This is a genomic window from Streptosporangium sp. NPDC023615 (genome assembly GCF_040640155.1).
GTDB lineage: Bacteria > Actinomycetota > Actinomycetes > Streptosporangiales > Streptosporangiaceae > Streptosporangium.
This window is the reverse complement of record NZ_JBFABE010000032.1, coordinates 41,396-67,388: the sequence shown is the minus strand read 5'-3', so window position 1 is coordinate 67,388 and position 25,993 is coordinate 41,396. Positions and strand designations below refer to the sequence as shown.

27 protein-coding genes are annotated in these 25,993 nt (G+C 72.6%); 19 read left to right on the top strand and 8 right to left on the bottom strand.

Features of this window, described 5'->3' with window-relative positions; genetic code table 11:
* From AB0G16_RS22345 to AB0G16_RS22315, 7 genes are all read left to right on the top strand, one after another.
* Positions 1 to 1,299, top strand: coding sequence for an MFS transporter (locus AB0G16_RS22345; RefSeq protein ID WP_362807947.1), 1,299 nt, complete (start codon positions 1 to 3; stop codon positions 1,297 to 1,299).
* Entirely contained in the window at positions 1,296 to 2,252 is a 957-nt protein-coding gene (locus AB0G16_RS22340) for a sulfotransferase (RefSeq protein WP_362807945.1), read from the top strand. The genes AB0G16_RS22345 and AB0G16_RS22340 overlap by 4 nt, the downstream gene beginning before the upstream one ends.
* A gap of 42 nt (positions 2,253 to 2,294) precedes the next feature.
* The gene (locus tag AB0G16_RS22335; RefSeq protein WP_362807942.1) at positions 2,295 to 3,125 is read left to right on the top strand and encodes an SDR family oxidoreductase; all 831 of its coding nucleotides are present in this window, start codon (positions 2,295 to 2,297) and stop codon (positions 3,123 to 3,125) included.
* Positions 3,126 to 3,280: 155 nt separating this feature from the next.
* On the top strand, positions 3,281 to 4,132 hold the full coding sequence (locus AB0G16_RS22330; protein ID WP_362807939.1) for a methyltransferase domain-containing protein: 852 nt from the start codon (positions 3,281 to 3,283) through the stop codon (positions 4,130 to 4,132).
* A 67-nt stretch (positions 4,133 to 4,199) separates the two neighbouring features.
* Positions 4,200 to 5,081, top strand: coding sequence for a family 3 encapsulin nanocompartment shell protein (locus tag AB0G16_RS22325; protein ID WP_362807936.1), 882 nt, complete (start codon positions 4,200 to 4,202; stop codon positions 5,079 to 5,081).
* Between the two features lie 33 nt (positions 5,082 to 5,114).
* Positions 5,115 to 6,437, top strand: a complete 1,323-nt coding sequence (locus AB0G16_RS22320) for an FAD-dependent oxidoreductase (protein WP_362807933.1) — start codon at positions 5,115 to 5,117, stop codon at positions 6,435 to 6,437.
* Positions 6,438 to 6,543: 106 nt separating this feature from the next.
* Positions 6,544 to 7,407, top strand: a complete 864-nt coding sequence (locus AB0G16_RS22315) for an aspartate/glutamate racemase family protein (RefSeq protein ID WP_362807930.1) — start codon at positions 6,544 to 6,546, stop codon at positions 7,405 to 7,407.
* A gap of 105 nt (positions 7,408 to 7,512) precedes the next feature.
* Here AB0G16_RS22315 and AB0G16_RS22310 read toward each other — a convergent pair whose 3' ends face one another.
* Positions 7,513 to 8,667, bottom strand: coding sequence for an RtcB family protein (locus AB0G16_RS22310; protein ID WP_362807926.1), 1,155 nt, complete (start codon positions 8,665 to 8,667; stop codon positions 7,513 to 7,515).
* A gap of 274 nt (positions 8,668 to 8,941) precedes the next feature.
* Here AB0G16_RS22310 and moaA point away from each other — a divergent pair, with 274 nt between their 5' ends.
* The 3 genes from moaA to AB0G16_RS22295 are packed head-to-tail and all read left to right on the top strand — an operon-like array spanning position 8,942 to position 10,922.
* The gene (gene moaA, locus AB0G16_RS22305) at positions 8,942 to 9,931 is read left to right on the top strand and encodes a GTP 3',8-cyclase MoaA (protein WP_362807923.1); all 990 of its coding nucleotides are present in this window, start codon (positions 8,942 to 8,944) and stop codon (positions 9,929 to 9,931) included.
* A complete protein-coding gene (locus tag AB0G16_RS22300) occupies positions 9,928 to 10,644 on the top strand; it encodes an NTP transferase domain-containing protein (RefSeq protein WP_362807920.1) in 717 nt (238 codons plus the stop codon). The genes moaA and AB0G16_RS22300 overlap by 4 nt, the downstream gene beginning before the upstream one ends.
* 26 nt (positions 10,645 to 10,670) lie before the next feature.
* A complete protein-coding gene (locus tag AB0G16_RS22295; RefSeq protein WP_362808003.1) occupies positions 10,671 to 10,922 on the top strand; it encodes a DUF6457 domain-containing protein in 252 nt (83 codons plus the stop codon).
* Between the two features lie 192 nt (positions 10,923 to 11,114).
* Here AB0G16_RS22295 and AB0G16_RS22290 read toward each other — a convergent pair whose 3' ends face one another.
* Positions 11,115 to 11,390, bottom strand: coding sequence for a DUF3099 domain-containing protein (locus tag AB0G16_RS22290; protein ID WP_362807917.1), 276 nt, complete (start codon positions 11,388 to 11,390; stop codon positions 11,115 to 11,117).
* A 111-nt stretch (positions 11,391 to 11,501) separates the two neighbouring features.
* On the opposite strand from AB0G16_RS22290, the gene AB0G16_RS22285 reads away from it, so the two are divergent.
* Both AB0G16_RS22285 and AB0G16_RS22280 read left to right on the top strand, forming a co-directional pair.
* Positions 11,502 to 11,723 (top strand): dodecin, encoded by a 222-nt coding sequence (locus AB0G16_RS22285; protein WP_362807914.1) that lies wholly within the window; start codon positions 11,502 to 11,504, stop codon positions 11,721 to 11,723.
* A 528-nt stretch (positions 11,724 to 12,251) separates the two neighbouring features.
* A complete protein-coding gene (locus AB0G16_RS22280) occupies positions 12,252 to 13,079 on the top strand; it encodes a linear amide C-N hydrolase (RefSeq protein ID WP_362807911.1) in 828 nt (275 codons plus the stop codon).
* A gap of 64 nt (positions 13,080 to 13,143) precedes the next feature.
* On the opposite strand, the gene AB0G16_RS22275 is transcribed toward AB0G16_RS22280, so the two are convergent.
* Both AB0G16_RS22275 and AB0G16_RS22270 read right to left on the bottom strand, forming a co-directional pair.
* Positions 13,144 to 14,511, bottom strand: a complete 1,368-nt coding sequence (locus AB0G16_RS22275) for a TldD/PmbA family protein (protein WP_362807908.1) — start codon at positions 14,509 to 14,511, stop codon at positions 13,144 to 13,146.
* Between the two features lie 67 nt (positions 14,512 to 14,578).
* The gene (locus AB0G16_RS22270) at positions 14,579 to 16,078 is read right to left on the bottom strand and encodes a TldD/PmbA family protein (protein ID WP_362807904.1); all 1,500 of its coding nucleotides are present in this window, start codon (positions 16,076 to 16,078) and stop codon (positions 14,579 to 14,581) included.
* 76 nt (positions 16,079 to 16,154) lie between these two features.
* On the opposite strand from AB0G16_RS22270, the gene AB0G16_RS22265 reads away from it, so the two are divergent.
* On the top strand, positions 16,155 to 16,859 hold the full coding sequence (locus AB0G16_RS22265) for a beta-ketoacyl-ACP reductase (RefSeq protein ID WP_362807901.1): 705 nt from the start codon (positions 16,155 to 16,157) through the stop codon (positions 16,857 to 16,859).
* A gap of 1 nt (position 16,860) precedes the next feature.
* Positions 16,861 to 17,625, top strand: a complete 765-nt coding sequence (gene fabI, locus AB0G16_RS22260; protein WP_362807898.1) for an enoyl-ACP reductase FabI — start codon at positions 16,861 to 16,863, stop codon at positions 17,623 to 17,625.
* A 106-nt stretch (positions 17,626 to 17,731) separates the two neighbouring features.
* On the opposite strand, the gene AB0G16_RS22255 is transcribed toward fabI, so the two are convergent.
* Together AB0G16_RS22255 and AB0G16_RS22250 are read right to left on the bottom strand one after the other, a co-directional pair.
* Positions 17,732 to 18,946, bottom strand: coding sequence for a hypothetical protein (locus AB0G16_RS22255; RefSeq protein ID WP_362807895.1), 1,215 nt, complete (start codon positions 18,944 to 18,946; stop codon positions 17,732 to 17,734).
* A 297-nt stretch (positions 18,947 to 19,243) separates the two neighbouring features.
* Positions 19,244 to 20,188, bottom strand: coding sequence for an aldo/keto reductase (locus AB0G16_RS22250; RefSeq protein WP_362807892.1), 945 nt, complete (start codon positions 20,186 to 20,188; stop codon positions 19,244 to 19,246).
* Between the two features lie 65 nt (positions 20,189 to 20,253).
* On the opposite strand from AB0G16_RS22250, the gene AB0G16_RS22245 reads away from it, so the two are divergent.
* The 5 genes from AB0G16_RS22245 to mshC all read left to right on the top strand — a co-directional run bounded on the left by AB0G16_RS22245 (position 20,254) and on the right by mshC (position 24,629).
* Entirely contained in the window at positions 20,254 to 20,952 is a 699-nt protein-coding gene (locus AB0G16_RS22245) for a histidine phosphatase family protein (RefSeq protein ID WP_362807889.1), read from the top strand.
* Between the two features lie 9 nt (positions 20,953 to 20,961).
* Positions 20,962 to 21,537: a DUF3090 domain-containing protein gene (locus AB0G16_RS22240; protein ID WP_362807886.1), complete on the top strand. Its 576-nt coding sequence runs from the start codon at positions 20,962 to 20,964 to the stop codon at positions 21,535 to 21,537.
* Entirely contained in the window at positions 21,534 to 22,295 is a 762-nt protein-coding gene (locus AB0G16_RS22235) for an SCO1664 family protein (RefSeq protein WP_362807883.1), read from the top strand. Before AB0G16_RS22240 ends, AB0G16_RS22235 begins: the two co-directional genes overlap by 4 nt.
* Before the next feature lie 162 nt (positions 22,296 to 22,457).
* Positions 22,458 to 23,186: an NRDE family protein gene (locus AB0G16_RS22230; protein ID WP_362807880.1), complete on the top strand. Its 729-nt coding sequence runs from the start codon at positions 22,458 to 22,460 to the stop codon at positions 23,184 to 23,186.
* A gap of 219 nt (positions 23,187 to 23,405) precedes the next feature.
* The gene (gene mshC / locus AB0G16_RS22225; protein ID WP_362807877.1) at positions 23,406 to 24,629 is read left to right on the top strand and encodes a cysteine--1-D-myo-inosityl 2-amino-2-deoxy-alpha-D-glucopyranoside ligase; all 1,224 of its coding nucleotides are present in this window, start codon (positions 23,406 to 23,408) and stop codon (positions 24,627 to 24,629) included.
* Positions 24,630 to 24,981: 352 nt separating this feature from the next.
* Here the strand turns inward: mshC and AB0G16_RS22220 are convergent, their stop codons facing one another.
* Together AB0G16_RS22220 and def are read right to left on the bottom strand one after the other, a co-directional pair.
* Entirely contained in the window at positions 24,982 to 25,185 is a 204-nt protein-coding gene (locus AB0G16_RS22220; protein ID WP_344903117.1) for a cold-shock protein, read from the bottom strand.
* Between the two features lie 214 nt (positions 25,186 to 25,399).
* The gene (def, locus tag AB0G16_RS22215; protein ID WP_362807874.1) at positions 25,400 to 25,876 is read right to left on the bottom strand and encodes a peptide deformylase; all 477 of its coding nucleotides are present in this window, start codon (positions 25,874 to 25,876) and stop codon (positions 25,400 to 25,402) included.
* Positions 25,877 to 25,993: the final 117 nt, after the last annotated feature.

Genomic DNA, 25,993 nt, shown 5'->3' with positions numbered 1-25,993 from the left:
GTGGGAGCCTCCGCACCGGGGAGCCGCATCCCGCGCCGCGCCCTCCTCGGGGTCTTCGGCGGCCTGTTCTGCGGCTACCTGGGGCTCACCTCGGCGATCCCGGTGCTGCCGGGCTTCGTCAGGGAACGCTTCGGCGCCGGGGACCTCGCGGTCGGGCTGGTGGTCACGGCGACGGCGCTCACCGCGCTGCTGGTGCGTCCCGTCTCCGGCCACCTGGCCGACACCTACGGCCACCGGCGCGTCATGCAGGCGGGCGCGCTGCTCGTCGCCGTCGGAGGCCTGCTCTACTTCCCGCCGCTCGGCCTGGGCGGTCTCGTGGCCGTCCGCCTGCTGCTCGGGGTCGGCGAGGCGGCGCTCTTCACCGCGGGAGCCGTCTGGGTCGTGTCGCTCGCGCCCCACGAGCGGCGCGGGCAGCTCATCGGGCTCTACGGCGTCAGCATGTGGGGCGGGATCTCGGCGGGGACCCTCCTCGGCGCCGTGCTGCTGGACCTCGGCTACGGCGCGGTCTGGGGCTTCAACGCCGCCGCGGCCCTCCTCGGTCTGCTGCTGATCGTCTCCGTTCCGGAGGCGTCCCGCGCCGCACGTCCGGTCGCGGAACCACAGCTCGCGGAACCGGCGCCGACGGAGCCGCGGGCCGCGGAACCAGCTCTCACGGAACCGGCGGCGGCGCCGGTCACGGGACCGCCGGACCGGGGACGGCCGGGCAGGTGGCAGAGGCTGCTGCCGCGCCCCGCCCTGCTGCCCGGCCTGGCGCTCGCGCTCGCCGCCGCCGGGTACGCCGGCGTCGCCGCCTTCGTCGTCCTGCACCTGCAGGCCAGGGGCACGGGTTCGGGCGTCGTCGCGCTCAGCGTCTTCAGCGCCGTCTACGCCGGTACGCGGCTGGTCATCGGCCACCTGCCGGACCGGCTCGGGGCGCGCCGGGTCGCGACCTGGTCCGGCGCCGGGGAGGCCGTGGGCCTTCTGATCATCGCCCTGGCGCCGAACCTGCCCGTCGCCGTGATCGGCAGCGTGGTCATGGGGGTCGGGTTCTCGCTGCTGCACCCCTCGCTGGCCCTGATGGTGATGGACCGCACCGATCCCTCCCGGCAGGGGGCGGCGCTCGGGGCCTACACCTCCTTCTGGGACCTGGGCCTGAGCGTGTGGGGGCCGCTGCTCGGAGTGGTCGCGGCGGGTCTCGGTTATCCCGCCGTCTTCGTCGCCGGGGCCTGCTGCGCGGCGGCGGCCGTGGCGGTGGCGCTGAGCGTCCGCCGGCCGGACGCGGAGCCGGCGGCGTCGAGTCGAGTCAGGAGCACGCCTTGAACACATCGGACCGGTCCCCGCTCACGATCCTGTGCGTCACCGGATGGTGCCGCAACGGCAGCACCATCATCGGCAACATCCTCAACGAGGTCCCGGGGGTCTTCCACGCCGGCGAGCTGCACTTCCTGTGGATGAACGCCGTGGGGAAGGGCTCGAACAGCTCCTGCGGCTGCGGCAGGCCGCTCACGGAGTGCCGGATCTGGTCGGAGGTCCTGCGGGCCGTCCGGCCCGCCGGGCTCTCGGCGGAGACGCACGCCGCCGTCGTCCGCCGCCGCCAGCTGTCGTGCGTGCGGACCCGGCACACCTGGCGCGTCCTGCGCCGGGGCCTCCACCGCGACGACGTCCGCGAGCACGCCGGGCTGATGACGCGGACCTACCACGCCGTCGCCGGGCTGACGGGCGCGCGCGTGATCGTGGACACCACCAAGATCCCCGGTGAGGCGGCCCTGCTGCCCCACCTCGACGGCGTGCGGCCCTACTACGTCCACCTGGTACGTGATCCGCGGGCCGTCGCCCAGTCCTGGAGCAGGGAGAAGGAGTACTGCTACGTCATGTCGTCGCCGAAGAGCACGGCCTACTGGCACGGCTTCAACGTGGCCTCGCAGGCGATCCTCCGGCACAACAGGGACAGGTCGGTGTTCCTGCGCTACGAGGACTTCATCGCCGACCCCGCGGGGACGATCGACGGACTGCTCCGGTTCTGCGGCGCCGACCCGGCGGGCAACCCGATGCGCGGCCGGACGGTCGAACTGCGCCCCAACCACACGGTCACCGGCAACCCGGACCGCTTCCACGCCGGCCCCACGTTCATCAGGGAACGGGACGACTCCTGGACGACCGAGCTCGCCTGGCCGGCCCGGCTGGCCGCCACCACGCTGTCCTGGCCGCTCTTCGGGCGCTACGGCTACCCCCGCGGCGGCCCCCTGACCCCCGCGAGACCCGCACACCCGTGAGACCCGCACATCCGCACACCCGCACGGCACCGAGGAGGACGGTTGGACCTGGGACTCGACGACAGGGTAGCGCTCGTCGCCGGAGGGTCGAGCGGGCTCGGTCTCGCCGCGGCCATGGAGCTGGCCCGGGAGGGCGCGCACGTCGCGATCGGCGCACGCGATCCCGGCCGGCTCGCCGAGGCGGAACGGCGCCTGAAGGAGGTGGCGCGCGGACGCGTCCACGCCACCGGCGTCGACATCACCGACGAGAACGCGGCCCGCCGCTGGGTCGACGGCGTCGCCGCCGACCTCGGCGCGCTCCACATCGTCCTGGTCAACGGCGGCGGCCCGCCGATCGGCGCGGCGACGCGGTTCGAGCCGTCCGAGTACCGGGGAGCCGTCGACCGGGTGCTGCTGCCCGCGGTGACCCTCGCCCTGGCGGCGCTGCCGCACCTGCGGGCCGCGCGCTGGGGACGGCTGCTCTTCGTGACCTCGGAGACGGCGAGCGTCCCCGTCGCCCAGCTCGCGCTCTCGGGGATGACGCGTGCCGCCATCGTGCGCTTCGCCCAGTCCCTCGCCTCGGAGGTCGGACGTGACGGCGTCACCGTCAACGTGCTGGCGCCCGCCGCGACCCGTACCCCGGCGGTGGAGCGGGCCGCGGCGAGGCTGGCCGGGGACGGCGGCGACCCCGAGGCGGAACTGCGCGCCATGGGGCGGCACAACGCGCTGGGCCGTATCGCGGCGCCGGAGGAGTTCGCCGCCGTCGCCGCGTTCCTGGCGGGGGAGCGCGCCTCCTTCGTCACCGGCGTGGTCCACCTGATCGACGGCGGCGCCAGCGTGGTGGGGCCGGAGGCCTCCCACCTCACCTCCGCGGCCAAGGACACCTACACCTGACCACCCGAGACCCCGCGATCGCCTCACCACCCGAGCCCCCGCGGCCCCCTGACCGACCGCGACCCCGCGATCGAGGACACCCGCGCCCGACGGCCCCGGCACCCCGCCGGACCCCGGGACCCGCCGCACCGGCGAGAACAAGGAAGGAACCCGTGATGTCAGCGACCGGCCACGTGTACACCGAGAGGGACGTCGAGGACTTCTTCGACCAGACCCTGCGCACCTATCTGAGCTTCTGGGACGGCGACGGAGTCCTGCACACCGGCTACTTCGCCGGTGACGCCGACGACGACTACCGCGCCGCCGCCGAGCGGACGTCGGAGATCCTGGCCGCCGACGCCGGGATCGACGGCTCGTCCCACGTGCTGGACGTCGGCTGCGGCTGCGGCAACTTCCTGATCCACCTGGCCGGGCGGTTCGGCTGCCGGGGAGAGGGGCTGGACCTCAGCGCGGAGCGCGTCGCGTTCGCGCGGGAGGCGCTCGGCGCGCACGACGGGCTCGACCTGACGTTCCGCCAGGGGTCGGTGACGCGGATGCCCTACGAGGCCGGGACCTTCAGTCACGTCGTCAGCCAGGACGCGCTCTGCCTGGTGCCGGACAAGCCGACCAGTCACACCGAGATCCACCGGGTCCTGCGTCCCGGAGGCGTCTTCGCCTTCTCCGACTTCCTCCAGCCCCGGGAGGAGGTCGGCGAGCGCGCCCGCAAGCACGTCTACGACCGGGTGAGGTGGAACGGGGGCTACTCGTTCGTCGGCTACCAGACGGCCCTGGAGCGGGCGGGTTTCGAGATCCTCCTGGCCCGCAACCTGGAGAGCCACATCCGGCAGACGTACCGCGTGCTGGGCAGGACGGCCGCCGAGCGCGCCGAGGCGACGACGGACACCGCGGCCCGCGACTGGATGCTGGCCTTCTCCGAGTCCTGCGCCGAGATCCAGATCGCCATCGACGACGGCGAGTTCGGCTGGGGGATGTTCGTCGCCCGCAAGCCACGCACCACCACGTCCTAGCGCCGGCCGGTGCCCCCCAGTGAACCCGTGCCGAACGGCGCCCGAACCACCAGTGAGTGAGGAAGTCATGCAGCGCGACGAAGGCGTGAAGCGGACGATGGCGGAAGTCGTCGCCCAACGGAAGAACGAGATGTCACCGGGCCGGATGTTCGTGGAGGCCTGCGCCGCCAAGGGACTGGAGGCCTCCGTCGAGTACGACGTGACGATCACCGACTCGCTGACCAGCTCACGCAGGAAGCCCCGCTACCCGGCGCGCAACATGCTCAAGGTCGTCGACCTGTCCCGCGACCCCCGGCGCTTCTACTGGCACGAGAGCCCTCCCCGGCCGGGCGACCCCGAGGTCGACGAGGCCGACCTGAGGCGGGAGGCGGCCAACCGTTTCCACCGGTCGCCGATCCCCGAGCTGTGCACGACCACCGCGTGGGTGCAGGTCCCGCCGGAGTTGTGGGAGGACCCCGAGACGTTCGAGTCCTTCATCAACTACCGGCTGATCGTCCGCCTCGGCACGGCCGAGAACCACACGATCATCCGCGGCGAGGGCGGGCTGCTGAACATCCCGGGCATCCCGCGCATGACGTCGAAGGGGCCGTTCACCTCGACGATCCTGGCGGCCTGCAACGAGGCGGAGCAGATGGGGGGCACGGCCGACGGGCTCATCATCAACCCCGTCGACTACTACCGGTTCATGGGACAGGGCCGCCTGATGGACGACCTGGAGAGGAACGGCGTCTTCATCGTCCGGACGCGCCTGGTCGACCCGGGGACCGCCATCGTCGGCGACTTCGGGCACGGCGCCCAGCTCTTCGACGCCGGGCGCTCGGTGATCCGCTTCGACGAGCCGCCGCCGGGCACCTTCGCCGAGCCCGGCATCGCGCTCAAGGCCGAGATCTACGAGCGGGTCGTGGTCAACCTGCTGACCAACGTCTTCATCGTGACCCTTTCACCGTGACCCGGTAGAGGCCCGCAGAGGAAGGACGGCGCCATGCCGGCGATGCCCGCCCCGAAGACCCCCCAGCCCTTCCGGTACGACCCGGACGTCCTCGTCGTCGGCGGCGGCGTCGTCGGCCTGTTCTGCGCCTACCACCTGCGCCGCGCCGGCCTGCACGTGACCGTCGTCGAACGCGGGCCGATCGGCGGCCCGCAGTCCTGCTCGTACGGCAACACGGGCTTCGTCGGGACCCAGGGCGCGCTCCCGCTGGCCGAACCCGGCGTGATGGCCCAGGGACTGCGCTGGCTGCTCGACCCGGAGAGCCCCTTCCACATCAGACCCCGCCCGGATCCCGCCCTGCTGCGCTGGCTCTGGCACTTCCGCCGGGCCTGCAACGAGCGGGACGCGAGGGCGGGTTTCCGGGTGCTGGTCGACATGAAGAAGCGCAGCCTGGACATCCTCCGCGAGCTCTGCTCCGCCGGCGACCTCGCCCCGGCCTTCACCGCCCAGGGCATGCTGCTGACCTACCGGACCCCGCAGGGATTCGAGAAGGCGTGCCGATCGGTGCCCGCGACGGTGGCCGGCGGCGTACCGCTGCGGGTGCTGGAGCCGGGGGAGCTGCGCGAGCTCGAACCGGACGTCGAGTTCGACGTCCACGGCGCCCTGTACAACGAGGAGGGCGCCTACCTGCGCGTCCCCGAGTTCGTCACCGGGCTGGCCCGCCGGCTGCGGGAGATGGGAGTCGAGATCCACGAGGGGACGGAGGTCGTCGGCTTCGCCGCCGGGGGAGGGGAGGTCAGGCGGGTCAGGACCACGCGTGGCGACTTCACCCCCGCCGAGACGGTCGTCGCCGCCGGGACGTGGTCGGCGGAGTGCGCCGGAGAGCTCGGCGTCGGCCTCGACCTGCAGCCCGCCAAGGGGTACTCGATCACGGTCGAGGCACCGGCGGGCGCCCCCCGGCTGCCGGTCCTGTTCGGCGAGGGGAAGGTCGCGCTCGTACCGCTCGGCGACCGCCTGCGCTTCGGCGGGACCCTGGAGCTGTCGGGCATGGACGCCACGGTCTCCCGCCGCCGGGTGGACGGCATCCTGCGCACCGTCCACACCTACCTGCCGGGGATGGAACGCACCCAGATCCTGGAGACCTGGAGCGGCTTCCGGCCCTGCAGCCCGGACGGGCTGCCCTTCCTGGGGCGGGCCGGTTCCCACCGCAACCTCTCCGTCGCGTGCGGCCACGGCCACATCGGCATGGGCCTCGCACCGGTCAGCGGCAGGCTGATCGCCCAGATCGTCACCGGGGAGCGACCCGAGATGGATCTCACGCCGCTGCGGCCCGGACGCTACGGCGGCCGGTTCCCGCGCCGGCGGCTCCGGCGCTGAACGCGACCCGCCCCGAGATCCGCCCCGCGACCCGCCGCCGGGGCCCTGCCCCGCCCGTGGGCGGGGCGTTCACCGTGACACAGTCCCAGAAGGGGAGAGGACCGCGATGAAAGCCGAGACCGAGACCGATGCCGGCACCAGGACCGGGATCGAACCCGGGCCCGAGTCCCGCACCGAACCCGGCGCGGAGCCCGGGGTGGAGCCCGGGGCGGAGTCCCGTGCCGGGGCCCGGACGGGGAGAGGACGTGACGCCGTCATCGGCGTCATCTGCATGGACACCTCGTTCACCAAGATCCCGGGGCACATCCGCAACCCGGCCACCTTCGGCTTCCCCGTCCTCTACCGGGTCGTGGAGGGCGCGACCGCCGAACGCGTGGTGACCCGGGCCGACCCCGGCCTGCTCGGCCCGTTCGTCGACGCGGCCCGGGACCTCCAGGCGCGGGGCGCGGCGGCCGTCACCAGCGGCTGCGGCTTCCTCGCCGTCTTCCAGAGGGAGCTGGCCGACGCGGTCACGGTGCCGCTCTACTCCTCCAGCCTGATCCAGGTGCCCATGGTCGCCCGCATGATCCGCTCCGACCAGAAGGTCGGCCTGCTGGTGGCCGACGAACGCTCCCTCACCCGGCGCCACCTGGCGGGCGTGGGGGCCGAGGACGTCCCGGTCTGCGTGGCGGGCATGGAGGAACAGCCGGAGTTCCGCGAGGTCATGCTGGAGGCCCGGCGCCCCGATCTCGACGCCGCCCGCCTGGGCCGCGAGGTGCTCGGGCAGGCCGGGCGGCTGGCCCGGGAGAACCCCGACATGGGAGCGCTCGTCATCGAGTGCACCGACCTGGTGCCGTACGCGCACGCCGTCCAGGAACGGATCGGCCTGCCGGTCTTCGACATCGTGACGCTCACCGAGATGGTCCACCAGGGCCTCACCCGCCGCTCCTACGGCGCCCCGGCGCCCGCCGGGCGGGGGGCCGCCCGGTGAATCAGGCGCACCGGCCGGGCCGCGCGTGAACGGACGCCGCGTCCCCCTAGCGTCCTGCCGCGTCCTCGTGCCCGAGACGGTGTCCCGGGCACGAGGACCGTGGGCTCACCCCTTGTAGTTGAACACCTGGCGCAGGGTGTGCTGGACCGCGACCAGGTCCTTCTGGTCGTTCATCACCTGGTCGATCGGCTTGTACGCCTCCGGGTGCTCGTCCACCAGGGCCGCCGCCCGGTTCGCGTTCCAGGTGCGGCCGCGCATCGCCTCGGTCAGCGACGCCGCCGACAGCTCCCGCCTGGCCTTGGTGCGCGACATCCTGCGCCCCGCCCCGTGGGAGCAGGAGTTGTACGACATCGGGTTGCCGAGGCCGCGCACGATGTACGAGCGCGTCCCCATCGATCCCGGGATCACGCCCTCGTCACCGGTGTCGGCCTTGATGGCCCCCTTGCGGGTGATCCACAGATCCTTGCCGTCGTGGCTCTCCCGCTGGGTGAAGTTGTGATGGCAGTTGATCGTCCTGATCCGCCCGCCCTTGCCGACGACGCGGAACAGGGCCTCGCTCAGCACCGTGTCCATCCGGGCGCGCGAGGCCATGGCGTACGCCTGCGACCAGAGCATGTCCTCGATGTAGGCGGTGAACTCCGGCGTGTTCTGCACCAGGTAGGCCAGGTCCGGATCCTCCAGGCCCACCGCCTGCTTCTTCATCAGCTTCTTGGCGTCGACGATGTGCTTGGTGGCGAGCTGGTTGCCGATGCCGCGCGACCCCGAGTGCAGCACCGTCCAGACCCGGTCACGCTCGTCCAGGCAGACCTCGACGAAGTGGTTGCCGGAGCCGAGGGTGCCGAACTGCAGCGAGACCTTCTTCTCCTGCTGGGGGGTCAGGCCGGTGTGCGGGCGGCCGAGGTCGCTCAGCGCGCGGTCCAGCGACGGGTCGTCGTGCCCCTTGCCGACACCGGCCGGGATGCGCCTCTCCACCAGCGGCATCAGCGCGGCGAGGGTGTCGGGCAGGTCGGCGGCGGTGAGCGTGGTCTCGGTCGCGACCATGCCGCAGCCGATGTCGACGCCCACGGCGGCGGGAATGATCGCTCCCTCGGTGGGGATCACCGATCCGACCGTCGCGCCGATACCGATGTGCGCGTCGGGCATGAGGGCGACGTGACCGGAGACGAACGGCAGGCGGGCGGCGCGCGCGGCCTGCTCGATCGTACCCTCGTCGATCTCGCTGGCCCACGACACCAGGTTCGGTGCGGGCTTGTTCGGCATGATGATCTCCTTCGTTGCGAGAGTCAGTCTGCCCACCCACGGCGTGAGATCCCACCCATTTTATCCGCCGCCGCGTGACCGGCCCGCGACGCCGGCCCTCACCGGGGGACGAGGCCGGAGAGGGAGCCGGGAACGGGGCGGGAACGGCGTTCGAGGAATCAACCACCCCGGGGTGATGTTGAACCGGTGACGGCCCGTCCGGGGCCGGGCGGGTGGTAGGCCGTAGGCTGGTCCCCTGTTCGCACACAGGCGACCGACCGGAAGGTGGCACTCCGTGTTGCAGGACTCGTTCGGGCGTGTGGCGACCGATCTGCGGGTGTCCCTCACGGACCGCTGCAACCTGCGCTGTTCCTACTGCATGCCCCCCGAGGGGCTGGAGTGGCTGCCCAAACCCGAGTTGCTGACCGCCGACGAGATCGTCCGGCTGGTCACCATCGGGGTGGAGCGGCTGGGCATCACCGAGGTCCGCTACACCGGGGGCGAGCCACTGCTCCGCCGCGAGCTGACCGACATCGTGTCCCGCACCGCCTCCCTGGCCCCCGCCCCGCAGGTCTCGCTGACGACCAACGGGATCGGCCTGAGCCGGACGGCCGCCTCGCTGGCCGCCGCCGGTCTGAGCCGGGTCAACGTCTCCCTCGACACCCTCGACCGCGAGACCTTCAAGAGGCTCGCCCACCGCGACCGGCTGAACGACGTCCTGCGGGGCCTGGAGGCCGCCGACGCCGCCGGGCTGCGCCCGGTCAAGATCAACACGGTGCTGATGCGCGGGATCAACGACCACGAGGCCGTGCCGCTGCTGCGCTACTGCCTGGAGCGGGGATACGAGCTCCGGTTCATCGAGCAGATGCCGCTGGACGCCCAGCACGGCTGGACGCGGGAGAACATGATCACGGCCGACGAGATCCTCGCCCGGCTCAGGGAGGACTTCCGGCTGACCGACGACGATCCGGTGGAGCGCGGCAGCGCCCCGGCCGAGGGCTTCCTCGTCGACGGCGGACCGGCCAGGGTCGGCGTCATCGGCTCGGTCACCCGCCCGTTCTGCGGCGCGTGCGACCGGGTGCGGCTCACCGCCGACGGTCAGATCCGCAACTGCCTGTTCGCCACCGACGAGTCGGACCTGCGGGCCGCGATGCGCTCCGGCGCCGATGACGACGAGATCGCCGAGCGGTGGCGGTCCGCGGTCAGGATCAAGAAGGCCGGTCACGGCATCGACGACCCCTCCTTCCTGCAGCCGTCCCGCCCGATGTCCGCCATCGGCGGATGACGGCCCGGTACGACGCCTGCGTCCTGGCGGGCGGCCTCGCGAGGCGGCTCGGTGGCCGCGACAAGCCGGGCATGAGCGTGTCCGGCCGCCCGCTGGTCGAGTCGGTGGCCGCCGCCGTGGCCGGCGCGGACAGGCTGGTGATCGTCGGGCCGTCACGTCCCGGACTGCCGCGCGCGATCTTCCGCCGCGAGGACCCGCCGGGAGGCGGCCCGGTCCCGGCCCTCCGGGCGGGGATGACCGAGGTGACCGCCCCGTGGGTGGCGCTCCTCGCCGCCGACCTGCCGTTCCTGGCGGCCGGGCACGTCGTTGCCCTGCTGGAGGCGGCCGGGGGAGGTGAACCGGCCGGAGCACAGGAGCCGGCCGCGGGGCCGGCGGCCGGGAGGCGGGCGCCGGTACGGGCATCGGCGGCCGGGACACCGGCCGGGGCGGTGCTCGCCGACGACGACGGGCGCGAGCAGTGGCTCGCCGGGGTCTGGCGGACGGAGAGCCTGACGCGGGCGCTCACCCGCTACGAGGGCCGGTCGCTGCACGGCCTGCTGGCCCCGCTCTCCCCGGTCGTCCTTCGCCTGGCCGGCAGGCCGTGGTTCGATTGCGACACCATGGACGATCTGCGCAGGGCCCGCGAGGCGGGGCCGGGCTCCGGCGGCGGAGACGCGAGCGCGTCCCCCGGCGGGGACACGGCCCCGGGGACACGGCACCGGGGACCGGCGTGACCGAGAACGAGGAGTGAGAGTTGAACGTGCTGGCGGAGTGGACCGCGCTGGTCTGCCGGGAACTGGGCATCGATCCCGCGACGGTCGACCGTGACGAGCTTCTGGACCTGACCAAGGAGGTCGCGCACGGGGTGACCCGACCGGCCGCGCCCCTGACGGCATACCTGCTCGGTCTGGCCCAGGGGGCGGGGACGGCGCCGCCCGGCACGGTGGAGCGGCTGACCGCGCTGGCGCGCGACTGGGAGCGGGCGACGGCCGAGACAACGGGCGACGAATAACAAAGTCAGAAGACCAGTAAGCAAAAGTCTTATAAAAGGGCGACGCCGGGTGGTTACGGGGGCAAACCACCCGGCGTCGCTTCATCGGCGTTCCGACGGGGGCCCGGAACGCCGGCAACAGTGCCCCGACGGGGGACCAGGGCACTTGGTTAAAGCGTACACCTACTACCCTTGGGATGCGTCAAGACTTAGTCACGACCCGATCTCGCGTCGATGGAGCGGGATCTCGCTCTGTGTGTAATCCCCCAAGTCAGGGGCGCCGGACGGCCCTCGCGGCGGTGCGTTGGCCCCGATCACGGCAACGTATGGTAAAAAGATCGCTCCGGCGAAGAGCAGGAGCCTGACGGGCATCGGGGCGGGCACGGTGAAGGCGAGGATCAGGCAGAGCAATCTGATCCCCATCTTGATGAAGTAGCTCTTCTCGCGCTTGCCGATGTCATCGCTCAGGGAAGGCTGGGCGTCGGTCACCTGGTGGACCACCGGGCGGCCGCGCCGTCCGTTCACCCTTCCCCATCTGGGCCTCATAGCGGCCGGCTGTGAACGGTCATGCGGTCACCGCTTTCTGGGAACAAGCATGAGATGACAGATCGAACGTACCGGGTGACCGAAGTGGTCGGAACGTCGGGGGAGAGCGTCGAGGCCGCCGTGCGCAACGGCGTCCGCCGCGCCGCCCAGACCCTGCGCCACCTCGACTGGTTCGAGGTGACCGAGATCAGGGGGCACATCGAGGAGGGGGAGGTCGGCCACTTCCAGGTCTCGATGAAGGTCGGATTCCGCCTGGAGGACGACGAGGACGGCTGATCCCGTACACGCCGGGCCCTCCGGTGAGCCTGTACGCCGGGCCCTCCGGTGGCGCAGACTGCCGGGGTGGACGAGAGACGGACCGGGCGAGCCTGGAGGGAACGGACGCCGAGACCGCGCGGGTCGTGCGACGCGCGCGGGCTCCGTGCCGCTCACGGAGCACGCGGGCCGTGGGGATCGCGGGGCGCGCGGATCACGCTGGCCGCGGCGCTGATCCTGCTGACCGGCTGCGCGGCCCCGGCGGACGGCTCGCCCGCCGGGTCGGGCGGGTCCGCCGCCGTCGCCGCCCAGGGCCCGGGAACGGCCCCGGGGCCCGCCGCGACGCCGCGGTCCGTGACATCACCGGGATCCGGTACGACGCCGCGATCCGGTACGACGCCGCGATCCGGTACGACGCCGCGGCCCGGCACGTCGCCGCGGCCCGCGACGGCCCCGCGGCCGGGGACAGGAGGGGAACCACTGCTGCGCCAGAGCGCCACCGAGGTCGCGCGGACGATCCGCAGCCTCCGGAAGATCGACGATCTCCCGATGTACGAGATGACCTTCCACGGCTCCTACGACCGGGAGGCCCCCCTCGGCGAGGAGGAACTGGCCGCCCCCGCGGACGGCTGGGCCTGCTCGCTGTTCGCCCTCGACGGTGACCGGCCGCTGTTCGGCCGGAACTTCGACTGGGACCCCAACCCGGCGCTGATCGTTCACTCCGACCCGCCCGACGGCCACGCCTCGGTCTCCGTCGTGGACCTGTTCCACCTGCTGGGCCGCTCGACCCCGCCGGACCCGGCCTCCGCCTCCGACCGCCGCAGGATGGCCCACGCGGTGCTCGCCCCGTTCGACGGCGTCAACGAGAAGGGCCTGGCGATCGGGATGGCCACGGCGCCCGAGGGCGGGCTGCCCCGGCGCTCTCCCGACCGTCCCGAGCTCGGCAGCGTGCGCGTCATCCGGATGATGCTCGACGAGGCGGCGACCGTGGACGAGGCGGTGGCGATCATGCGCCGCTACGACGTGGACTTCACCATCGGGCCGCAGGTCCACTACCTGATCGCCGACGCCACCGGCAGGTCGGTCGTCGTGGAGTACGCCCGGGGCAGGCTCAACGTCATCGACGACCGGATGCTCACCAACTTCACCATGACCGGCACCTCGGCCGCCCAGCGCAGGACCGACGGCCGCTACGGCACGCTCGCCCGCGGGCTGCCCGCCGCCAGGGACTGGCGCGACGCCATGGGCCTGCTCCGAAGCGTGGCCCAGACCCACACCCGCTGGTCGGTCGTCTACGACCTCACCGACGCCACCGCCCGGGTGGTGACGGGCCAGCGCTGGGAACGGGTGCACACCGTCCCGCTGGTCCAGCGCTGAACGGGCGGTGACGGCCGGCGTCGCCGGTCCCGCCGGCGTGACGGGCGTGACCGGCGTGACCGGTCTAACTGGCCTGGCTGACCGTCGACATGTTGAAGTCGGGCACCCGGATCGCGGGCATGACCGCGCGGTTGAAGTAGTCGCTCCACTCGCGCGGCAGGGTCCGCTCCGAGACGCCCACCTCGGTCAGGCGGCGCAACAGGTCCACCGGGCTCTCGTTGAAGCGGAAGTTGTTCACCTCGCCCACGACCTCGCCCTTCTCCACCAGGTAGACGCCGTCCCGGGTCAGCCCGGTCAGCAGCAGCGTCTGCGGATCGACCTCGCGGATGTACCACAGGCAGGTCAGCAGCAGGCCGCGCTCGGTGGAGGCGATCATCTCCTCCATCGACGGGCCACCCTCGGGCCCCCGCATGATCAGGTTGTCGATGGCCGGGGTCACCGGCAGGCCGGTCAGCTCGGCCGTGTGCCGGGTCTGCAACAGGCCGGCCAGCCTGCCGTCGGAGATCCAGTCGGTGGGCGCCAGCGGCAGCCCGTTGTCGAACACCGAGGTCTGCCGCCCGGAGGCGTGCGCCACCACGAACGGCGGGCACTCCACCCCGGCCGCCCCGGGGTCGGCGTACAACCGGATCGGCAGCGGGGACAGCACGTCGCCGACGCGGGTGCCGCCGCCCGGCCGGGAGAAGACCGTGCGCCCCTCCAGGGCGTTGCGGGCTCCGGCCGACCAGTACAGGTAGATCATCAGATCCGCCACGGCCGACGGCGGCAGCAGCGTCTCGTAGCGGCCCGCGGGCAGGTCCACCCGGTTCTCGGCCCACCTCAGGCGCCGGGCCAGCCCGGCGTCCAGGGCCGCCACGTCGACGTCGGCGAAGTCGCGGGTGGAGACCCCCGCCCAGGCCGAGCGCCTCATGTCGGGGGACTTGGCGTTGAGCTCCAGGCGGCCGGTGGGCTGGACGTGCCGGAGCCGGGCACCGGCCGAGGTGCCCACGAAGGTCGTCGTGACCTTGTGCTCGGCGAACCCGTACAGCCTGCGCCCGCCCGCCTCGGCCGTGGCGAAGGCCTCTCCCAGGGCGGGGGCGAAGGATCCGAAGACCCCGATCGAGGTCGGCTCGGCCGGGTCGTCCCAGTCGCCGGAGCGGCTGCCCTCCGGCAGCGGCCGGGCGTCCTCGGACGGCCGCGCGTCCTCGGCGGCGTGGTCGGCGGCGGCCACCACGTCGTCGAGCCCGTCAGGCCCGACCGCCGCGCGCGACACCACGCCCACACCCCGGCCCACGATGGAGATCACGGTGAGCTGGGACGAGCGCGACACGCCGTTGGTGGTCAGGGTGTTGCCCGCGAAGCGCAGGTTGGCGCCCGACCCCTCCTCCACGATCACGACGGTGTCGTCGGCCGTGGAGAGGTCCAGCGCCCTCTCGACCATCTCCTGGGGGCTCATCCCGCTCCTCTCCCGGCCACCGTGTTCACCGTGTCACCGTGCTCTCCGGTCCCTCCGCCGCATGCGTTCAAGCGCCACTCTCCTGGACGGTGTTGAGCACGCGCACGCCGCGGAAGAGCGCCGACGGGCAGCCGTGGCTGACCGGGGCGATCTGCCCCGGCTGACCCTTGCCGCAGTTGAAGGCCCCGCCCAGCACGTACGTCCGCGGCCCGCCGAGCGCCGCCAGCGACCTCCAGAAGTCGGTCGTGGTGGCCTGGTAGGCGACGTCGCGGAGCTGGCCCGCGAGCCGGCCGTTCTCGATCAGATGGAAGCGCTCCGCGGTGAACTGGAAGTTGCGGCGCTGCATGTCGATGGACCAGCTCCTGTCGCCCACCACGTAGATGCCCCGGTCGACACCGGAGATCAGCTCCTCGGTGGAGGGGCCGTCCGGCGCCGGGCGGAGCGAGACGTTGGCCATCCGCTGGATCGGGGTGTGGCCGGGGGAGTCGGCGAAGGCGCAGCCGTTGGAGGCGCCCAGCCCCTTCAGCAGCGCCGTCCGCCGGTCGAGCTGGTAGCCGACCAGCACGCCGTCGGAGACGATGTCGAACTCCCGGGTGGCGACGCCCTCGTCGTCGTAGCCGATGGTCGACAGGCCGTGCTCGACGGTGCGGTCACCGGTCACGTTCATCGCCTCGGAGCCGTACACCAGCTCGCCGAGCCGGTCGAAGGTCGCGAAACTCGTCCCGGCGTACGCCGCCTCGTACCCCAGGGCGCGGTCCAGCTCGGTGGCGTGCCCCACGGACTCGTGGATCGTCAGCCACAGGTTCGACGGATCGATCACCAGGTCGTACGGCCCCGCCTCGACCGAGGGGGCCCGCAGCTTCTCGGCGAGCAGCTCCGGGATGCGGGCGAGCTCGGCCGGGAAGTCCCAGCCGGTGCCGGTGAGGTACTCGTACCCCCGGCCGACCGGCGGGGCGAGCGTCCGCATCGAGTCGAAGCGGCCCTGGAGCACCCGCATCGCCTGCACCCGGGGATGGACGCGCACCCGCTGCTGGGTGGTGGTCGTCCCGGCCGTGTCGGCGTAGAACTTCTGCTCCTTGACCTGCATCAGCGACGCCTGCGTGTGGTCCACGCCGGGATCGCGCAACAGGCCGCCCGACCAGTCGGCCAGCAGCGCCGCCTTGTCGCCCATCGGCACCTCGAACGGGTCGACCTCGTAGGAGGAGACCCAGGTGACGTCGGCGTGCACCGGCTCGGGGGCCAGCTCCACGGGCTCGCGGTTGACCGCCGCGCAGACGACCGCCACCTCCACCGCCTGCTCGGCGACCGCGACGGCGGCCTCCGCGGTGAGCTCGATGCCCCCGGCGAACCCCCACGTGCCGTCCTTGACCACCCGCACGGCGTACCCGAGCGTGTCGGCGTCGATGGCCCCCTCGAGCGAGGTGTCGGACAGGCGCACGGTCTGGCCGCGGATCCGCTCCAGCCGGAAGTCGGCGTGCTCGACGCCCAGGTCACGGGCGCGCTGCAGGGCCGCGTCCGCCAGCCGCCGCAGCGGCAGGGCGAGGAAGTCGGCGTCGATCTGGCGCATGTCGACGATCCTAGCGCCGTGATCTTGTCCGCCCCGGACAAGAGGGTTACCCCCCGGTAGCCGATACCGTCTGACCATGGCTCGCTCTGTTCTCGTAACCGGCGGCAATCGCGGCATCGGCCTCGCGATCGCCCGCGAACTCGCTCAGGCAGGCGACGACGTCGCCGTGACCTACCGATCCGGACAGCCCCCCGAGGGCCTGTTCGGCGTGCGCTGTGACGTCACCAGCACGGCGGACGTGGACGCCGCGTTCGCGAAGGTCGAGGCCGAGTACGGCCCGGTCGAGGTGCTCGTGGCCAACGCGGGCATCACCCGGGACACGTTGCTGCCGATGATGAAGGAGGAGACCTTCACCGAGGTCATCGACGCCAACCTCACCGGCGCCTACCGGGTCGCCAAGCGCGCCACCCGCGGCATGCTCCGGCTCAAGCGGGGACGCATCGTGCTGATCTCCTCGGTGGTGGCCATGCTCGGCTCCGCCGGGCAGAGCAACTACGCCGCCTCCAAGGCGGGCATGATCGGTTTCGCCCGGTCGGCGGCCAGGGAACTCGGCTCGCGCAACATCACCGTCAACGTGGTCGCCCCCGGTTTCGTGGAGACCGACATGACGGCCGAGCTGGACGAGGTGTACCAGGAGCAGATCAGGAAGAACATCCCGCTGGGCCGCTACGCCAGCGCGGAGGAGATCGCACGCGTGGTCAGGTTCGTGGCCGGCGAGGACGCCGCCTACATCACGGGGGCCGTCATCCCCGTGGACGGCGGTCTGGGAATGGGGCACTGACATGGGAATCCTCGAGGGCAAGCGACTTCTGATCACCGGCGTCCTCACCGACGCCTCCATCGCCTTCTCCGTGGCCAAGCTGGCCCAGCAGGAGGGCGCGCAGATCGTGCTCACCGGCTTCGGCCGGCTCAGCCTGGTCGAGCGCATCGCCAAGCGGCTGCCCGAGCCGCCCCCGGTGCTGGAGCTCGACGTCACCGACGAGGAGCACCTCGGCTCGCTGGCCGACCGGGTCGGCGAACACCTCGGCGGGCTGGACGGGGTGGTGCACGCCATCGGCTTCGCCCCGCAGACCGCCCTGGGCGGCAACTTCCTGAACACCTCGTGGGAGGACGTGGCGACCGCCGTGCAGGTCTCCACGTACTCGTTCAAGTCGCTCGCGGTGGCCGCGCTCCCGCTCATGAAGGAGGGCGGCGCGATCGTCGGCCTGGACTTCGACGCGACCAAGGCGTGGCCGGTCTACGACTGGATGGGCGTGGCCAAGGCCGGCCTGGAGTCCTGCTCCCGCTACCTGGCCCGCGACCTCGGCAAGCGGGGCATCCGGGTCAACCTGGTCGCGGCGGGCCCGATCCGGACGATGGCGGCCAGGAGCATTCCCGGCTTCGTCGAGTTCGAGGACAGCTGGCCCGCCAAGGCGCCGCTCGGCTGGGACGTCAACGACCCGGGCCCGGCGGCCAAGGCGTGCGTGGCCCTGCTGTCGGACTGGTTCCCCGCGACGACCGGCGAGATCGTCCACGTCGACGGCGGTGTGCACGCCATCGGGGCGTGACACCTTCCCCGCGGCTTCCCTGCGGTACACGACGGCGCGACGCGGTACACGACGGCGCGACGTCCTTGCGGCGGCGCGGGCCGTCCTTCCGGCGGCGTCCCGTCGGCTAGGCCACCCGGTGATGTCCCGGAGGGACCGGTTCGAACGGTATCGACTCCTTGACGGTCCGCCTGCTGTACAGCAGGCGGACCGCGAGGATCGCCCCGACGAGCACCACCGTGGTGAGCACGGTGCCGGCCGTGTCGGACGACTTGCTCGGCGTCACCGGCCGCTCGTTCTTCATCTGCCGCTGGAGCTCCTGCATCAGCGGGGCCGGCCAGAGCAGCTCCACGCGAGGGGCCTCGGCGTCGACCACGGGTGACGGCCGGGGAGACGGCCTGCGGCCGTGGTCGACGACGAGCGGTTGCGTCTCCGGCGACCGCGGCGGCGCCTGCCAGGTCGTCGCGGGTGCCGGGGTCCTGCGGGTGGGGGTGGGGCTCGGGGTCCGGGAGGGCTTCGGGCTCGGCGAGGGAGTCGGCGACGCCTGCGGCGAGGCCGTCCTCTCCGCCGGGGAGTCGGCCGTCGGGGCGGGGCATCCGGGGGAGCCCGCGACCCGGCAGGGGGCGTCGAGGGTCTTGGGCGGGTTCGACGTCCTGGACGCCTGGTCGTGACCGGAGGCGTCCTGCCGCTCCGCGGGAGCGGGGGCCTTCGTGCTCGGGGTGACCGGTGCCGGCGTCTCCTGTTCCGCGGGCCTTTCCTGCTCCACCGGCGGGGGGGCCTCCTCGGCGTCGTTCCGCTTCTCCTTGCCCTGCCCCTGCCCCTGCCCCTGCCCCTGCCCTTGACCGCGTCCCTGGCCCTGGCCGTTGTCCTTGGGGCGGTCGTCGGAGGGCGACGAGGGAGGCGGCGTGGCGAGCGAGAAGGGGGTGGACAGGAGCGGGGACGGGGAGACCTCCCGGGCGAGCCCGCCCACGACACCTCCCACCGCCCGGCAGACACCGCCGGTCACGGCGCCCAGCAACCCGTCGTGATCACAGTCGTCGTCCCACCCGGACACGTCGCCCCACCAGGTGCGGGACGACTCGCCGCCGGACGACCCGGCGTCGTGCGACACGGCATCGGACGACACGTCACCGCTTCTGCGGTCACGTCCCTTCACGGCGCCGTCGTTCAGGGCGTCGTCCCGTGCGGCGGATCGGGTGAGGTCCGCGGGCGTGGCGTTCGCGGACGTGAGGTCCGAGGGTGTGACGAGGGCCTGTGCGGCGCTCGCGGGCGCGAGCGCGACCGCCGGGATCCCGCTCCCCAGCGCCAGCGTCAAGATGCCCGCGGACATCGCAGCTCGCACTCGTCTCCTTCCCCCGGGCCCGCATCGGCCGTGGCACCTCGCCGATGTCCGGGCGTCCCCCGCCCACCTGTCAGACAGTTTTGTAGGGGGGCTCGCTTTTTCCACGGAAAGTCGCCATTCGGTATCGACTAGTGATACGTGAGACGCATTCTCATTCGGTTCTCTCAATGACGCGCCGGCGCCGTGACCGGGGGGAACGTCCGGCACCGCGACCCCCGTCGTGCCCCGCGCGGCGCCCCTCGTGGTACCCGGCGTCGCACCCTGCGTCACGGCTCGTGTCACGGTCCGCGTCGCGTCTCAGTCGGCCGACACGTCGTCCAGCGCCTCCCTGATCTCCACGGGCAGAGTGAGATCCTCGGCCTGGAGCACCCCGGAGAGCTGTGCGTGCGTGCGGGCGCCGACGATGGCGGAGGTCACCCCCGGCTGGTCGCGTACCCACGACAGGGCCACCGACAGCGGCGAGACGCCCAGCCCCTCGGCCGCGGTCGTCACCGATTCCACCACGCGCCGGCACCGCTCGTCGAGGTAGGGCGTGACGAAGTCGGCGAAGTGCGGGGTCGCGGCCCGCGAGTCGGCGGGGATCCCGGTGCGGTACTTGCCGGTGAGGACCCCGCGCCCGAGCGGCGACCAGGCCAGCACGCCCGCGCCCACGTGCTCGGCGGCGGCGATCAGCTCGCGTTCGGCCTCCCGGGCCAGCAGCGAGTACTCCACCTGGGCCGCGACGATCGGCACCCGGCCGGGGACGGAGCGCTGTCCCACCGCGGCGGCGGCGAGCTGCCAGCCCGCGTAGTCGCAGACCCCGGCGTAGGCGGCGCGTCCCGAGGACACGATGGCGTCCACGGCGGCCAGGGTCTCCTCCAGCGGGACGTCGGGATCGAAGGCGTGCAGTTGCCACAGGTCGACCTCGTTGACGCCCAGGCGGGTCAGGGAGGCGTCGATCGCGGCGATCAGATGTCTCCTGGAGGCGTCGCGGGGGCGGCGGCCGGTCGGGGTGAGCACGGCCTTGGTGGAGAGCACCAGCTCCGAGCGCGGCACCGAGTCGCGCAGCAGCCGGCCGAGCAGCCGTTCGGCGTCACCGCCCGTGTAGACGTCGGCGGTGTCGATGAGCGTCCCGCCCGCCTCGGCGAACGTGCGGAGCTGGGCCGCGGCCTCCTCGGCTCCGGTGTCACGCCCCCACGTCATCGTGCCGAGGCCCAGGCGGGACACCGACAGGCCGCTCCGGCCCACATAGCGCTGCTCCATGATCCGGCCAGGTTACCGCCCGGCCACTTAAAAGTAGTGGAGCGAGGGCTGCAAGACTTGCCCGCGTGACGACCTTGCTGCTGGCCAGACACGGCCTTACCCACCTCACCGGCCCGGTGCTCGCCGGCTGGACCCCCGAGGTCCACCTCAGCGACGCGGGACGGGCCCAGGCGCGGGCGCTCGCCGACCGGATGACCGGCCTGGAGCTCGACGCGATCGTCTCCAGCCCGCTGGAACGCTGCCGGGAGACCGCGCAGGCGGTCGCGGAGGGGCGGGGGGCCGAGGTGCTGACCGACGAGCGCTTCGGCGAGTGCCGCTACGGGGACTGGACGGGCCGCCCGATCGCCGAGCTCGTCAAGGAGCCGCTCTGGCCGGTCGTCCAGGCCCACCCGAGCGCGGTGACGTTCCCGGGCGGGGAGTCGATACCGGCCATGCAGTACCGCGCCGTGAGCGCCGTCAGGGACTGGAACGAGCGCCTGGGACCGGACGCGATCTATCTCGTCTGCAGCCACGGAGACGTGATCAAGGCGATCGTGGCCGACGCCCTGGGGCTTCATCTGGACCAGTTCCAGCGGATCACGGCCGACCCGGCCTCGCTCACCGCCATTCGCTACACCCCCCTGCGTCCCTTCGTGCTCAGGCTCAACGACATCGGCGGCGATGTGACCGGATTGCGCCCGAAGAAGGGTTCGGACGGCGAGGACGGGGGAGAAAATTCCACCGGGAGCGATGCCGCAGTCGGCGGCGGATCCGGGACCACGTAAGGTCGGGCTATGCCGGTCTTCGACTACGATCCACCCGAGAGATTCGTGGCCGGTGCCGTGGGGCAACCGGGATCACGAACCTTCTTCCTGCAGGCTCGGGGCCAGGGCAGGCTGACCACCGTGGCGCTGGAGAAGTTCCAGGTCGCGGCGTTGGCCGACCGTCTCGACGAGCTGCTCGACGAGGTGCTGCGCCGGGCCGGGGACGACGTCCCGATCCCCGCCGCCCAGGCCGCACCGGCGGACAACGCCCCCCTGGACGTGCCGATCAGCGAGGACTTCCGCGTCGGCACCATGGCGCTGGCGTGGGACTCCGAGGCGGCCCAGGTGGTCATCGAGGCCCAGGAGGCCGTCGCCGAGGAGGAGGAGGAGTTCGACCCCTCGGTCCTCGGCGAGCCCACGGTGCTGCGCGTGCACATCAGCCCCGGCGTCGCACGGGCCTTCAGCAGGAGGGCCACGGCGCTCGTCGCCGCCGGGCGCCCGCCCTGCCCGCTCTGCGCCCAGCCTCTCGATCCCGAGGGGCACATATGCGTGCGGCTCAACGGTTACCGGGGTAATAGCGCTTCATCTGCTGGAGGAGGCGAATGAGTGCCGAGAGCGAGCCGACGCCGGCCGCGGCGCCGGCCAACGAGCTCGACGAGGAGACCGCGACGCGTCTGCTCCGGAACGGGCACCTGGAGGTGGCGGGCCGCCTGGTCGAGGCGACCAACATGACGCTCTACTGTTCGATCCGGCTCGCCGGGCTCTCGGCGGCCTGCGTGTACAAGCCCGTGCGGGGGGAACGCCCGCTCTGGGACTTCCCCGACGGCACCCTGGCCGCCCGCGAGGTCGCCGCCTACGAGGTGTCGACGGCCATCGGCTGGCGGATCGTGCCGCCCACCGTCTACCGTGACGGCCCGTTCGGCCCGGGCATGTGCCAGCTCTGGGTCGACACCGACCCCGAGATCGACCTGATGGCGCTGATCCGCAGCCGTCACCCCTCGCTGCGGCGGATGGCGGTCTTCGACGCCGTCGTCAACAACGCCGACCGCAAGGGCGGGCACCTGCTGCCGCTCGCCGACGGGCACGTCTACGGCGTCGACCACGGGGTCTCCTTCTCCGCCGAGGACAAGCTGCGCACCGTGCTCTGGCAGTGGCGCGGAAAGCCGCTCTCGCGCGAGGCCATGAACGTCCTGACCCGTCTCGAACGCGATCTGGAGCAGGGGAGGCTCCGGAGCCGCCTGCGCGAGCTCCTCACCCCCCACGAGGTCGAGGCCACCTGGACCCGGGTCCGCAGGCTTCTCGACACCGGCCTGCACCCGCTGCCCTCCAAGGACTGGCCCGCCATCCCGTGGCCGCCCATCTGAGCCGTCGTTCGCCGCCCGCCGGGCGGCCCCCGGGGGCCGCGCGAGACGGCCGTGCCGCCTGAGGGACGATCACGCCGGGGAGGACGCGAGGGCGAGGCCGGGACGGGTACCGTGCGGGACCCCGCCACGAGGCCGTGCCCGGCCGGGGCGTAACCTCCGGGCATGTGCACGGTAGTCGTCAGCATCGATCCGAGCGCCGAGATCCCCCTGATCGTGGTCGGGGTGCGCGATGAGTTCACCGAGCGGCCGTGGGTCCCCCCGGGCGAGCACTGGCCGCGGGACCGTCCCGGCCTGATCGGCGGGCGCGACCTGCGGGGCGGCGGCACCTGGCTGGCGGTCGATCCCGCGGGCAGACGGGTCGGAGCCGTCCTCAACGGGCACGGCCCGCCGGCCCCGGACGGGACGCGCCGCTCGCGGGGCGATCTGCCGCTGCTCGCGGCGGCCGGGCAGAGCCCGCCCGAGGGCGACGTCGGCCGCTACGACCCCTTCCACCTGCTGCGGGCCGACCTCACCGGTGCCCGCCTGTGGCACTGGGACGGCGTCGCGCTGAGCCGGGAGGACCTCCCGCCGGGGACCCACATGATCGTCAACAGCGGCTGGGAGCGCGGCGAGCGGAACGAGCGCGTCGCGTTCTTCCGGCCGTTGTTCGCGGCCGCCGGACACCCCCCGGGGCTGGACGGCCCCTGGGAGAGGTGGCGCGAGCTCGCCACCGGTGCCGGAATCCCCTCCGAGGACCCCAGGGCCATGATCGTCAGTCAGGAGGTGCCCGGGACCGGGCTCTTCGGGTCGGTCTCGGTCACCCTGCTGGCCCTGGCGCCCGGCGGCGTCCGCTACGAGTTCACCGCAGACCCCCGCGACCCGGCGGCCTTCCACGGGGTCCTGCCGGAATGATCGTGGAGTCGCCGAGGTTGAGGTGAATGTCCTATATCCACCACCCCGGGGTGACCGGGATGGTCCGTCCGCTGGATAGGCTCCTTTTCTGACGCCATTCCCAGGCCGGAGCCGCGCCCCCCGGCCCCCCACGGGCCGGGTCCCCCGCCGACATCGCGCGGTCCGCGCGGCCGTTCCTCCCGGGGCTAGAATCCGGGGTCCCCACGCTGGAGGTATGTAATGAGATCGTGGTCGGCGCCGACGGTTCCCGGGCTGCCCGGTGCCGGTGTCCCGCTGCGGCTGTTCGACACGGCCGCGCGCGAGGTCGGCACCACACGGCCGGGTGCCACGGCACGGATGTACGTCTGCGGCATCACGCCCTACGACGCCACCCATCTGGGCCACGCGAACACCTATCTCGCCTTCGACCTGGTCAACCGGGCCTGGCGGGACGCCGGCCACGAGGTTCACTTCACCCAGAACGCCACCGACGTCGACGACCCCCTGCTGGAGCGCGCGGAGCGGACCGGTATCGACTGGCGCGACCTGGCCGAACGTGAGATCGAGCTGTTCCGGACCGACATGGAGGCGCTGCGCATCCTCCCGCCGCGCGACTACGTGGCCGTGACCGAGGTGATCGACCAGGTGGCGGACCTGGTGGAGGTGCTGCGCGACAAGGGCGCCACCTACGAGCTCGACGGGGACGTCTACTTCGACGTGTCCGCGGCCCCCAAGTTCGGCGCCGTCTCGGGCTACCCCGAGGAGCGGATGCTTGCCCTGTTCGGCGAACGCGGGGGAGATCCCGGCCGGCAGGGCAAGAAGCACCCCCTGGACTGGCTGCTCTGGCGCGCGGAGCGTCCGGGCGAGCCGTCCTGGCCCTCGGCGTTCGGGCCGGGCAGGCCGGGCTGGCACATCGAGTGCACCGCGATCGCGCTGGCGAACCTGTCCTGCGGCTTCGACGTCGCCGGCGGCGGCTCCGACCTGATCTTCCCGCACCACGAGTGCGGGGCCCACGAGGGCCACGTGGCCTCCGGGGAGTGGCCCTTCGCCAGGGCCTACGTCCACGCGGGCATGGTCGCCCTCGACGGCGAGAAGATGTCCAAGTCCAAGGGCAACCTGGTCTTCGTCTCCCGCCTGCGCCGCGAGAGCGACCCGATGGCCATCAGGCTGGCCCTGCTGGCCCACCACTACCGCTCGGACTGGGAGTGGACGCCCGGCCTGCTGGCCTCGGCCGAGGTGCGGCTGGCGCGCTGGCGTTCGGCCGCGGGCCTGGAGGCGGGCCCTGACGCCACAGCCCTGCTGGAGCGGGTACGCGCCCGGCTGGCCGACGACCTGGACGCCCCCGGCGCGCTGGCGGCCGTCGACGACTGGGCCGAGCGGGCACTGTCCCAGGGCGGGACGGACCCGGACGCCCCGGCGCTGGTCGGCCGGACCGTGGACGCGCTGCTCGGGGTCGCGCTCTGACCATCCGGCCGGGATCCCGGTTCCGGGGTCCCGCCGAGGCCCCGGTCCCGGATCTTCGAGCCGTGGGCCGTGGGCCGTGGGCCGTGGGCAGGGGGCCGGGATCCGGGGCCCGAGCCCGGCTCCGGCAGCCCGTCGCACGCGGGCGGGCGGGGGCCGGCACCTGACGGCCGGCCTCCCCCTTGAACCCGGGACGGGAAAGGGCTTCCGCCCTGTCCCCGCGACAGGGGACGAGGCAGGGAAGAAGAGGGGGCGGGGGAAAGAGACAGAGGAGAAGAGGCGGGCGGGGAAAACGGTAGAGCCCGCCCCGCTCGCGCGGGACGGGCTCTACCTGAAGCCTTGGGTCAAACTCAGGTCAGATGACCTGGACCTGGTCGGCCTGCGGGCCCTTCTGGCCCTGGGTGGTGACGAAGCTGACACGCTGGTTCTCCTCCAGGCTGCGGTAGCCGCCGGAGTTGATGGCCGAGTAGTGCACGAAGACATCGGCGGTGCCGTCATCCGGTGCGATGAATCCGAAGCCCTTTTCGGCGTTGAACCACTTAACGGTGCCCTCAGACAAAACTACTTCTCCTCATTGGGAGCCTCACCGAACCGCCAGGTCGGCGGCACGGGGCTGCGTTGCGGACCCTACCATGCACCCGCGGAAACCAATCCGGAGAAACCTGTAACGTCCGCTGTCGGCGGACTCTCATAAGCACTTGAGATGATAAGGCTGAACTGAGAATTACGACTGCAACCACTCAACTCTATCGCCCCGCATCGCGACGCACAACTCACGTGATCGAGGAAAGGAACCGCTCCCGTTCCTCGGCGGGGAGGCGGTCCACGAACAGGGTTCCGTCGAGGTGGTCGGCCTCGTGCTGCAGCACCCGGGCGAGCATCCCCAGCGCCCGGACCGTGACGGGCTTGCCGAACATGTCGCGGCCACGCGCGGTGACCATGTAGGAGCGTTCCAGGGGCCACCAGCGGCCGGGGGCCGACAGGCAGGCCTCGTCGGCCGTGATCCGGCGGTCGGACAGCTCCAGGCGGGGATTGACCAGGTGACCGGACCTGCCGTCCAGGTCGTAGACGACCACCCGGAGCGGCACGCCGATCTGCGGGGCGGCCAGGCCCGCGCGGCCGGCCCCCGCCCGCATCGTCGCCTGGAGCGACTTGACCAGGACGCGCAGTTCCCTGTCGAAGACGGTCACCGGCTCGGCGACCGTCCGCAGGACGGGATCGGTGAAGGGTCGGATCGGCTGGACGGCCACGCACACTCCCCGCAGAGGTCGAATCGGCACCGAGGACGGTTCCCGTCGCCGCCCCCGCTCAATCGTCACCTCCCCGACCTCGATGTTTCGGTCATGTTGCCGGGGTGCGGCGTGTGC